6 protein-coding genes and 8 tRNA genes are annotated in these 8,927 nt (G+C 42.5%); all 14 read left to right on the forward strand.

All coding sequences use genetic code 11. From position 1 onward, the window contains the following. The first annotated feature begins 105 nt into the window (after window positions 1-105). The 14 genes from pncC to C9J45_RS09550 all read left to right on the forward strand — a co-directional run bounded on the left by pncC (window position 106) and on the right by C9J45_RS09550 (window position 8,907). Window positions 106-597 (forward strand): nicotinamide-nucleotide amidase, encoded by a 492-nt coding sequence (pncC, locus tag C9J45_RS09485; RefSeq protein WP_107206640.1) that lies wholly within the window; start codon window positions 106-108, stop codon window positions 595-597. 125 nt (window positions 598-722) lie between these two features. Continuing rightward, the gene (gene recA, locus C9J45_RS09490; protein WP_107246402.1) at window positions 723-1,772 is read left to right on the forward strand and encodes a recombinase RecA; all 1,050 of its coding nucleotides are present in this window, start codon (window positions 723-725) and stop codon (window positions 1,770-1,772) included. Window positions 1,773-1,957: 185 nt separating this feature from the next. Further along, the gene (gene kch / locus C9J45_RS09495; protein ID WP_107206642.1) at window positions 1,958-3,187 is read left to right on the forward strand and encodes a voltage-gated potassium channel protein; all 1,230 of its coding nucleotides are present in this window, start codon (window positions 1,958-1,960) and stop codon (window positions 3,185-3,187) included. A gap of 295 nt (window positions 3,188-3,482) precedes the next feature. Beyond that, a complete protein-coding gene (alaS, locus tag C9J45_RS09500; RefSeq protein ID WP_370445781.1) occupies window positions 3,483-6,101 on the forward strand; it encodes an alanine--tRNA ligase in 2,619 nt (872 codons plus the stop codon). Window positions 6,102-6,117: 16 nt separating this feature from the next. Then, entirely contained in the window at window positions 6,118-7,302 is a 1,185-nt protein-coding gene (locus tag C9J45_RS09505; protein ID WP_107292459.1) for an aspartate kinase, read from the forward strand. An 86-nt stretch (window positions 7,303-7,388) separates the two neighbouring features. Continuing rightward, on the forward strand, window positions 7,389-7,586 hold the full coding sequence (csrA, locus tag C9J45_RS09510) for a carbon storage regulator CsrA (RefSeq protein WP_005371488.1): 198 nt from the start codon (window positions 7,389-7,391) through the stop codon (window positions 7,584-7,586). A 248-nt stretch (window positions 7,587-7,834) separates the two neighbouring features. Continuing rightward, window positions 7,835-7,926 (forward strand) — tRNA-Ser (locus tag C9J45_RS09515). A 53-nt stretch (window positions 7,927-7,979) separates the two neighbouring features. Beyond that, window positions 7,980-8,056, forward strand: a tRNA-Arg gene (locus tag C9J45_RS09520). Window positions 8,057-8,104: 48 nt separating this feature from the next. Then, window positions 8,105-8,196, forward strand: a tRNA-Ser gene (locus C9J45_RS09525). A 62-nt stretch (window positions 8,197-8,258) separates the two neighbouring features. Next, window positions 8,259-8,335, forward strand: a tRNA-Arg gene (locus tag C9J45_RS09530). A gap of 48 nt (window positions 8,336-8,383) precedes the next feature. After that, window positions 8,384-8,475 (forward strand) — tRNA-Ser (locus tag C9J45_RS09535). A 101-nt stretch (window positions 8,476-8,576) separates the two neighbouring features. Next, a tRNA-Arg gene (locus C9J45_RS09540) sits at window positions 8,577-8,653 on the forward strand. Window positions 8,654-8,703: 50 nt separating this feature from the next. Next, window positions 8,704-8,780 (forward strand) — tRNA-Arg (locus C9J45_RS09545). 50 nt (window positions 8,781-8,830) lie between these two features. Continuing rightward, a tRNA-Arg gene (locus C9J45_RS09550) sits at window positions 8,831-8,907 on the forward strand. The last annotated feature ends 20 nt before the right edge of the window (window positions 8,908-8,927 follow it).

Here is an 8,927-nt window from a genome sequence, read left to right on the forward strand (position 1 = left end):
AGCCTTAGATAGGGGTAAAGTCGAGAAAAGAAATTGTAATTCGTATTATGAAACGAAATATCGAGAGCATTTCACGTTGATAGCGCTAGCAAGGAGCAAATAAAAATGAATATAGAACAACTTGCGACAGATTTAGGTCAGGCATTAAAAAATAAAAATTGGGTTGCAACGACAGCGGAATCTTGTACTGGAGGTGGTGTTGCTTATGCGATCACTGAAATTGCGGGCAGCTCTGCTTGGTTTAATCGCTCGTTTGTTACCTATAGCAACGAAGCAAAGCAAGAAATGTTAAGTGTTTCTAGCGCGACGTTAGCAGAATTTGGTGCGGTAAGTGAAGCTGTGGTATTTGAAATGGCTTGTGGCGCATTAGCGGCTTCACGGGCAGATATCAGTGTGGCGATCAGTGGCATTGCTGGCCCTGATGGTGGCAGTGAAGAAAAACCTGTCGGTACTGTCTGGTTTTGTTGGGCTGATGTAACGGGTTGGCGACAAACAACGTGTTGCCACTTTGAAGGCGATCGAAAAAATATACGATTACAAGCGATTGCTAAGGCATTGTCTGTCATGCTTGAACGAGCATCAAGTGTGGTGGAGTAGCACAAGGCTAATGCACATTTAACAAAAAAATTATGATCATCTATAGACACTGTATGAATAGACAGTATACTAGGCGGCATAGAAATACTTCACTCATTTCATTTTAGCATCCGTTGGAGAGTCGAATGGACGACAACAAACAAAAGGCTCTTGCCGCAGCGTTAGGCCAGATTGAGAAGCAGTTCGGTAAAGGTTCAATCATGAAGTTGGGCGATAACCGTACTATGGATATCGAAACCATTTCAACTGGTTCATTATCGTTAGATATTGCACTCGGTGCTGGTGGTTTACCGATGGGACGTATTGTAGAAATTTACGGTCCAGAATCATCTGGTAAAACAACTTTAACCCTTGAAACGATTGCAGCAGCTCAGCGTAAAGGAAAAACCTGTGCTTTCATCGATGCTGAACACGCACTTGATCCTATCTATGCGCAGAAGCTAGGTGTTGATATCGATCAGCTATTAGTTTCTCAGCCAGATACAGGTGAGCAAGCGCTTGAAATTTGTGATGCATTAGCTCGCTCTGGCGCGGTTGATTTAATCGTTGTTGACTCAGTGGCTGCTCTAACACCTAAAGCTGAAATCGAAGGTGAAATGGGCGACTCACACATGGGTCTCCAAGCACGTATGCTTTCACAAGCGATGCGTAAGTTAACGGGCAACCTTAAGCAGTCAAACTGTATGTGTATCTTCATCAACCAAATCCGTATGAAGATTGGTGTGATGTTCGGTAACCCTGAAACGACTACTGGTGGTAATGCACTGAAGTTCTATGCTTCTGTTCGTCTTGATATCCGTCGTACTGGCGCAATCAAAGAAGGAGACGAAGTTGTTGGTAACGAAACACGTATTAAAGTAGTTAAAAACAAAATTGCAGCACCGTTTAAGCAAGCTGAAACTCAAATTCTTTATGGTCAAGGTTTCAACCGTAACGGCGAGCTCATTGATTTGGGTGTTAAGCATAAGTTAGTAGAAAAAGCGGGTGCTTGGTATAGTTACCAAGGTGATAAAATTGGTCAAGGTAAGGCAAACTCTTGTAAGTACTTGGTCGAAAACCCTGCAATTGCTGCAGAAATTGAGAAAAAATTACGTGACTTGCTACTAACACCTGTGACTGAGGGTGATCAAGTTGACGAGAAAAATAGTGATATTGAAGAAGACGAAGCATTCTAAATTACGTTAATTCGTATCAAGAAACCCAATCTTAGGATTGGGTTTTTTTATATCTGGTGTATTTTAGTTATAGAATGAAAATTAGATCCTCCTTAGTGTTGTATTTTGTTTTAATATAAATGAACGTTATTTTTTACTAAGCTATAACGGTAACTCATTGATATCGCTTAATAGGTATATAGAAAGTGAAAGACGGTTTTTCGTTATTACATTGGACAGGACGCATTTTTAAGCGTTTCGCGTTATGGCTCTATAGTATTAGGCATATTTTTGTCGCATTATTTGTATTGGTTAATAGCGGTTTAATTTTCCATACTATTTATGGTTTACCGATTGATTTGATCGCGATCTTTAATGTGAAAGATTATGAGCAAATTAACCATAGTTTTTTAACTAACGCGCCTTATTTCATGCTGGGTGTATTTATAGCTTTAAGCTCTATTGGACTCTTTTTTAGAGCTCGAATATCGTGGATGATCAGTTTCACTTTAATGATCATCGATACGCTTTATACCGCGCATATCCACCCTGATCAGACCTATAATATTCACTATGGCTTAATTTCTTTATTAATTTTATTTCTAGTTCGTCGCCATTTTTCAAGAAGCAGTGTTGCTGCGGGTAGTATTTTTGCGTTGATCAGCGTGATCACGTTAATGCTCACGTCAACCTATGGTGCGCTGTATTTTGGAGATGGTTTTGACCCTAAAATTACCTCATTATTGACCGCGTTTTATTACGCGATAGAAACTATGTCGACAGTGGGGTATGGTGATATTGTTCCCGTTTCGGAGCCTGCACGATTATTTACTATCTCAGTCATAGTGTCTGGTATCACGGTCTTTGCTACATCGGCGACATCAGTATTAGGTCCTGTTGTTCATAGTGGTTTTGAGCGACTTGTTAAAGGTAATACTAAAAAAATGAATAGAACTAATCATTTTATTATTTGTGGCTTATCTAGCCTTGCAATCAATACAATAAAGCAACTGTCTTCTCGTAAACAACCAATCACCGTGATCGTATCTCCTCGCACTCAACAAGCAGCGAAGGATTTACTTGAAGATTTAGATGTTGTAGTGGGGGATTACAGCGACGGTGAGATCTTAACTCAAGCCGGTGTCATGAATGCAAAAGCGGTGCTCGCATTAAGTGATGACGATGCTGATAATGCTTTTATTGTGCTGTCAGCGATTGAATTAGAAAGCAGTGCACGTACGGTTGCATTGGTAAATGACAGTAAAAATATTAATAAAGTGAAAAGTGTGAATCCTGATATTGTGATTTCACCGCAGCAATTTGCTAGTGATATTTTAGCGCGGGTGTTAAATGGTGAAAGTATTGATAGTGATTCGATCGTTTCTTCACTTCTTAACTCTGTTCAAGGCTTATCAGCAAAAGAGATCTCGAAATAGGTAGCCGAAAAGTGTTTATCTCATAAATTACGCGAACGTCTCATTCAATCCTGAGCTATCACCTACCAAATGCATTAAATAATCGGATTATTTAATGCATTTTCCCATATAACATTTTCAGTTATTGCTGCCGTTGTTTTACAATAGCCCCCAAAAAATTTATCTTAGTTCGATTACTCAGCTCGACCTTTTAACTAAAGTATGTTTTTCATACCCAAAAAGGCGAGGAGGAAGATCACATAAGTATGATTTTCTGTCTTTCAATAAAGCATTAATTCAGGATTTGCCAATGTACATGAGCACTGATGAGATCCGCCGTGCGTATCTTGCGTTTTTCGAGAGCAAAGGCCACCAAATAGTGGAAAGCTCCTCTCTTGTACCTGCGAACGACCCAACATTGTTGTTCACAAACGCGGGTATGAACCAATTTAAAGATGTTTTCTTAGGTTTAGAAAAGCGCAGCTACACGCGAGCGACAACGGCTCAGCGCTGTGTACGCGCAGGTGGTAAGCATAACGACCTTGAAAATGTAGGTTTTACAGCGCGTCATCATACATTCTTCGAAATGTTAGGTAACTTCAGCTTTGGCGATTACTTCAAGCATGATGCAATTGCATACGCTTGGGAATTTTTAACCTCTGTTCTTAAACTGCCAGCTGATCGTTTGGTTGTGACTGTTTATGAAACCGATGACGAAGCATTTGAAATCTGGAACAAAGAAATAGGTATTCCAGCTGATCGTATCGTGCGTATCGGCGATAAGAAAGGTGGCAAGCCTTTTGAGTCTGACAACTTCTGGCAGATGGGGGATACAGGTCCTTGTGGTCCATGTACAGAAATTTTCTACGATCACGGTGATCACATTTGGGGTGGACGTCCAGGTACACCAGAAGAAGATGGTGACCGTTTCATCGAGATCTGGAACAACGTATTTATGCAGTTCAACCGTCAAGCTGACGGTACAATGGAACCGCTACCTAAGCCTTCTGTTGATACCGGTATGGGTATTGAGCGTATTGCTGCAATTATGCAAGGCGTACACTCAAACTACGAAATCGACATTTTCCAAACGCTAATCAAAGAAGCGGCGAAAGTGATCGGCTTTGACGATCTGTCTAACCAATCACTACGCGTTGTGGCTGACCACATCCGTTCATGTGCTTACTTGATCTCTGATGGTGTTATGCCGTCAAACGAAGGTCGTGGTTACGTACTTCGTCGTATTATCCGTCGCGCAGTGCGTCACGGTAACAAGCTAGGCGCACAAGGTGCATTCTTCTACAAGCTTGTAGGTCCACTTGCTGAGATCATGGGTACCGCTGGTGAAGAGCTAAAAGCACAGCAAGAACTAGTAGAAAAAGTTCTAAAGATTGAAGAAGACAACTTTGGTCGTACTCTTGACCGAGGTTTGACAATTCTTAACGAAGCACTCGATAACTTAGACGGTAAAGTGCTTGATGGTGAAACAGTATTTAAACTATACGATACGTACGGTTTCCCTGCTGATTTAACCAATGATGTTGCTCGTGAGCGTGGCTTCACTATTGATGAAGACGGTTTTGAAGCGGCAATGGAAGAACAACGTCAACGTGCTCGTGATGCGGGTAACTTTGGTGTTGATTACAACGATGCAATCAAAGTTGATGCTGAAACAGAATTCTGTGGTTACAGCGCAACAGACGGTGAAGGTGAAATTGTTGCCCTATACCGTGATGGTGTTGCTGTTGATAGCGTAAATGCAGCTGAAGAGGCGCTAGTCGTACTCACGAATACACCATTCTATGCAGAGTCAGGTGGTCAGTGTGGTGATAGCGGTATTCTTACTGCTGAAGGTGTACTGTTCAACGTTGCTGATACGCAAAAGTTTGGTGCAGCAATTGGTCATAAAGGTCAAGTTGCTGAAGGTACACTAACTGTTGGTCAAAAACTAACCGCGTCTGTAGATTCAACACGCCGTGCAGCAATCAGCCTAAACCACTCAGCAACACACCTAATGCACGCAGCACTGCGTAACATTTTGGGTGAGCATGTGGCTCAGAAAGGTTCATTAGTCAAAGCTGATGGTCTACGTTTCGATTTCTCTAATCTAGAAGCCGTTAAACCAGAACAACTACGCGCTGTAGAAACCATGGTTAACGACCAAATCCGTGCTAACCATGCGATTGAAACCAATATCATGGACATCGAAGCGGCGAAAGCGAAAGGTGCAATGGCACTATTTGGCGAGAAATACGATGATGAAGTACGCGTACTAAGCATGGGTGAGTTTTCAACTGAGCTTTGTGGTGGTATTCACGCAACTCGCACTGGTGACATTGGTCTATTTAAGATCCTATCTGAAAGCGGTATCGCGGCTGGTATTCGTCGTATCGAAGCGGTAACAGGCGCTGCGGCAATTGAAGCGATGCATAACGAAGATGTAATGCTAGCTAAGACTGCTCATCTAGTGAAATCTGATTCAGCATCAGTTGTAAGCAAAGTGGAAGCATTAGTTTCGCACAGCAAGCAACTTGAAAAAGAGATCCAACAATTAAAAGATAAGTTAGCGGCACAAGAAGGCGCAACACTTATCAATCAAACACAAGAGATTAATGGCGTTAAAGTTTTAATCGCAAAACTTAATGGCGCAGATAATAAAGCACTTCGTGGCATGGTTGATGAACTTAAAAATCAGCTAGGCAGTGGTGTTGTTCTACTTGGTAATGTAAGCGACGACAAAGTAGGCTTAATTGCAGGTGTAACAAAAGATCTTATTGGCAAAGTTAAAGCGGGTGAACTAGTTAACCTAGTTGCTCAACAAGTTGGCGGCAAGGGCGGTGGTCGTCCTGATATGGCGCAAGCTGGTGGTACAGATGCTGCAGCATTACCTGCAGCACTAGAAACCGTTGCACCATGGCTAGCTGATAAACTGTAATTACTGGAGAGGTAATGTGGCACTATTAGTGCAGAAATTTGGTGGAACATCGGTTGGCTCAATAGAGCGAATTGAAGCGGTGGCTGAGCGTGTGATAAAAGCACGCCAGTCAGGCCATCAAGTTGTCGTTGTTCTTTCTGCGATGGCAGGGGAGACCAATCGTTTATTAGGTTTAGCTAAGCAAATAGACGAAATACCAACACCGCGTGAGCTAGATGTATTGCTTGCAGCGGGAGAGCAGGTGTCAATTGCCTTGTTAGCCATGGCATTGAATAAACGTGGCTACAGTGCGGTATCGTTGATCGCTGATCAAGTTGTTATTCGAACAGATAATGCATTTAATAATGCCACTATTCGTGAAGTTGAAACGCAGCGAATAACCGCATTACTTGGCGACGATAACATTGTTATTGTCGCTGGCTTTCAAGGTCGTGATATTGACGGCAATATTACGACACTGGGGCGCGGTGGTTCTGATACCACCGCAGTAGCGATTGCAAGTGCGTTAGATGCAGACGAATGTCAGATCTTTACTGATGTTGATGGCGTTTATTCTACCGATCCAAGAATTGTTCCTACAGCAATACGACTCGATGTCATTCATTTTGACTACATGACGTCAATGGCTCGTTTGGGTGCGAAAGTACTACAGCTACAATCTGTTGAGTATGCTTGCCAGCATCGCGTTCCACTTCGTGTACTTTCTTCTTTTGATGATAGTGAAGGGACGCTAGTAAATTTTGATAGTATGGTTTCATCAACTATTATTGGTATCGCGTTACAAAATCAACATGCGTTGCTTGAAATAGCGCTTCCAGAAACTGAGATCAGCAAACATTTAGCATTATTTGGTGGAACTGCGTGGATTATTGCTCATGCAAGTGATGAGAATAAATCACAAATAGTTGTTGTAAATGATGATATTGCACGCTTGAAGCTAGTTTTTGATAGTAAAATGCGCCATATTGGTATGGTCTCCATTCTTTCCTTAGTAGGAGATAACACGGAACACTATTTGGATTCAGTTCAAAAGGTGTTAATGGAGGCTAACATTAAAGTGCATACTTACCAGAGTGACAAACAATGTTTATCTTTGTTAATTAATGATGATGATCATGTCGCTGCTGTAGATTTAATCCATAAAAGGTTTGTGGTTGACGGCCAAAGTCTGGATAATCAATCATATCTCGCTGTTTCTTGAGCAGTGGCTATTTACGAAGTCGTAAATAATATTGGATAGTAAACGTTAAATTCTTATAAGATTGAGATGACTCAAGGAGCACATAAATGTTAATTTTGACACGTCGCGTAGGTGAAACCCTAATGATCGGTGATGAAGTGACCGTAACTGTTTTAGGCGTTAAAGGTAACCAAGTACGTATTGGTGTTAATGCACCTAAAGAAGTATCTGTTCACCGCGAAGAAATTTACATGCGAATTCAAGCGGAAAAAGAAACAGATTCTCAGGGTTCTGGTAACTATTAATTTGAAGAAGGTCTGGTATAAAACTAGACCTTTTTTGTATTTGTAATAAATGAATGCGTTTAAATATTTATTTAATCGCGAGTAATTACAGGCCCCATTAAGTTAAAAGTAAGTGAATAATTCAACGCTTACGTTGTATAAATTACCTCATTGATTATTAAGTACGCATGCGGTTCGTGATTGTCATTTTTTATCAATAAAGTGATTGACTTATTTTTGGCTGACAGTAATATGAGCCCCCGAAAGACGGTGAGGTGGCCGAGAGGCTGAAGGCGCTCCCCTGCTAAGGGAGTATACGGTTTATCCCGTATCGAGGGTTCGAATCCCTCCTTCACCGCCATCTTTCAACTTGTTTTATCTTGATAAGATAAGTTAGCCATTAAGGCATTTAGTGCGCGCGTAGCTCAGCTGGATAGAGTACCTGGCTACGAACCAGGCGGTCGGAGGTTCGAATCCTCCCGCGCGCACCATTATTTAGAGTGATGAGTGGTAAACTTGTTATTCGCACCGATTTGTGTGGTGAGGTGGCCGAGAGGCTGAAGGCGCTCCCCTGCTAAGGGAGTATACGGTTTATCCCGTATCGAGGGTTCGAATCCCTCCTTCACCGCCATTATTATTGATGGCAACCTTGTTGATATCAATATGGTGTTTCTTTAGCGAGAAGCACCCAGTGCGCGCGTAGCTCAGCTGGATAGAGTACCTGGCTACGAACCAGGCGGTCGGAGGTTCGAATCCTCCCGCGCGCACCATTATTTAGGATGATGAGTGGTAAACTTGTTATTCACACCGATTTGTGTGGTGAGGTGGCCGAGAGGCTGAAGGCGCTCCCCTGCTAAGGGAGTATACGGTTTATCCCGTATCGAGGGTTCGAATCCCTCCTTCACCGCCATTTATTTTGCTTTCGTCAACGATTATCGCAAGGTAAGGATTGTCGACTGCACTATTTCCTTTTATAGCTCAAAGGAATATCTTTCTCTAAGAAAGAACAGTGCGCGCGTAGCTCAGCTGGATAGAGTACCTGGCTACGAACCAGGCGGTCGGAGGTTCGAATCCTCCCGCGCGCACCATTATTTAAAAGTGATAAGCCTAACGCTTGTTGCTGTTACACCGATTTAGTGCGCGCGTAGCTCAGCTGGATAGAGTACCTGGCTACGAACCAGGCGGTCGGAGGTTCGAATCCTCCCGCGCGCACCATTTTTAAAAGTGATAAGCCTTAACGCTTGTTGCTGTTACACCGATTTAGTGCGCGCGTAGCTCAGCTGGATAGAGTACCTGGCTACGAACCAGGCGGTCGGAGGTTCGAATCCTCCCGCGCGCACCATTTTTAAAAGTGATAAGCCT

It is taken from the genome of Photobacterium sp. GB-1 (assembly GCF_003026165.1).
In the GTDB taxonomy this organism is placed as follows: Bacteria; Pseudomonadota; Gammaproteobacteria; order Enterobacterales; family Vibrionaceae; genus Photobacterium.

Bases quoted from the DNA above. Each gene is read 5' to 3' on its own strand.
- alaS (WP_370445781.1), top strand. From the start codon at position 3,483: ATGAGCACTGATGAGATCCGCCGTGCGTATCTTGCGTTTTTCGAGAGC.
- csrA (WP_005371488.1), top strand. From the start codon at position 7,389: ATGTTAATTTTGACACGTCGCGTAGGTGAAACCCTAATGATCGGTGAT.
- recA (WP_107246402.1), top strand. From the start codon at position 723: ATGGACGACAACAAACAAAAGGCTCTTGCCGCAGCGTTAGGCCAGATT.
- pncC (WP_107206640.1), top strand. From the start codon at position 106: ATGAATATAGAACAACTTGCGACAGATTTAGGTCAGGCATTAAAAAAT.